Below are 1,447 nucleotides of genomic sequence, written 5' to 3'. Positions count from 1 at the left end.
AGTATTCGCAACGCTCCAAACGTTGCTTTCAGACCGGCCAGATGCGATTTCATGTCCCAAATACCGAGGTGAATAATCCAGGTTAATATTTGTTTATGACATTGCGGTAACAAATTAACGGTTCATTTACGCAACGCTAACACTTGCACCAAATCCCGCCTTTCCGTTCATGATTGCGGTACGATAGTGAGCGTAGAAATGGCCTCGGGGGGCCATAATCCAAGGGAGAAAAACAAACATGAAAGCAAAAGCTATCGCAATGTCAGTGCTTAGTACTGTGTCGATTATGGGTGGCGTTTTGAACACGCAGACCAGCAGCACCAGCACAAAAACTGTACACGCCGCTACAACCGCAGTTACCCGCTACATTGGGGCAAAGTACGGCAGTTTTATTTACAACAGCAACGGCGCAGCGATGACCAAGACCAGCCGCACGCTAGCCTACGCTTCCTCTTGGAAGACCTTCGGGGCAAAAACAGTTGCGGGCGTGAGCTACACGAACCTCGGCGGCAACCAGTGGGTCAAGAGCAGTGACCTGTGCATCAACCGCCCAGCATCCGTTTATTACATCGATTACACCGCGGGGTACGGCATCGCCGTTTACTCCTCCCCTGCCGGCAAGGCAACTTCTAAGAAGCTTGCCCACGCCAGCGCGTGGAAGGCATGCGGTCTCACAAACGTGAACGGTCAGGACTGGATTAAGGTTGGCACGAATGCGTGGATTAACGCATCCTACACCAGCACGACCAAGCCGGCTACCCGTTACGTCAAGTACAAGATTGGCCACAGCATCGCCGTCTACTCAGCAGCCGGTGGTAAGGTCAACGGCAAGTCTCTGAAGCATGGTACCAAAATCACCACTTTCCAGAGCGTTCGTGTTGGTAGTCTGACTTGGACCAATATCGGTCACAACGCTTGGGTGCAGAGCCAGTACCTCAGCACCACTAAGCCAAGCACGTCCACAACGACCGGTGTTACCTACCACATGACCGCCACGGCATACGACCCACGTGTCCTTGGGAACTACACCTTTGGTTACGACACGGTTGCGGCCAACCTTTCCCGGTTCCCACGGGGGACGAAGTTGCAGATTACCTTCGCCAGCGGCAAGGTCAAGAACTACGTCGTTCGCGACACTGGTGGTTTTGCTTACAGCAATCCTAACCAACTCGACATCGCAATGCCAAACAGCCAGGCCCTGCAGTTCGGCCGCCAGAGCATCACGGTGCGCATCCTTAAGTAAATCAGTCTCAGCCCGTCTTCTTGGCGGGCTGTTTTTTTCGCTGTCCGTCAGCGTTAGCCATGAAACTTTCATCCGCAAGGATGCAGAAATTGAAAATAATGCTCCGACCGACGGTCGGGACTGGGGCGGCTTGGTTACGTAACCGCAGGTAGGTGGCGCGGGGTCGCTCTCGCCTGGTAAACCAGGCTACCGCTAAACTTTTTG

The 1,447-nt window shown here is 53.5% G+C and carries 1 protein-coding gene; it reads left to right on the top strand.

Annotation, left to right across the window (positions count from 1 at the left end):
- The first annotated feature begins 238 nt into the window (after positions 1-238).
- The gene (locus EKM97_RS11845) at positions 239-1,243 is read left to right on the top strand and encodes a 3D domain-containing protein (protein ID WP_164507548.1); all 1,005 of its coding nucleotides are present in this window, start codon (positions 239-241) and stop codon (positions 1,241-1,243) included.
- Positions 1,244-1,447: the final 204 nt, after the last annotated feature.

This window comes from Lacticaseibacillus songhuajiangensis (assembly GCF_003946025.1).
Taxonomy (GTDB): Bacteria; Bacillota; Bacilli; order Lactobacillales; family Lactobacillaceae; genus Lacticaseibacillus; species Lacticaseibacillus songhuajiangensis.
The sequence above is the reverse complement of the archived record's forward strand: the minus strand, read 5'-3'. Positions and strand labels throughout refer to the sequence as shown.

Coding starts and splice junctions, on each gene's coding strand:
- EKM97_RS11845 (WP_164507548.1), top strand. CDS start 239: ATGAAAGCAAAAGCTATCGCAATGTCAGTGCTTAGTACTGTGTCGATT.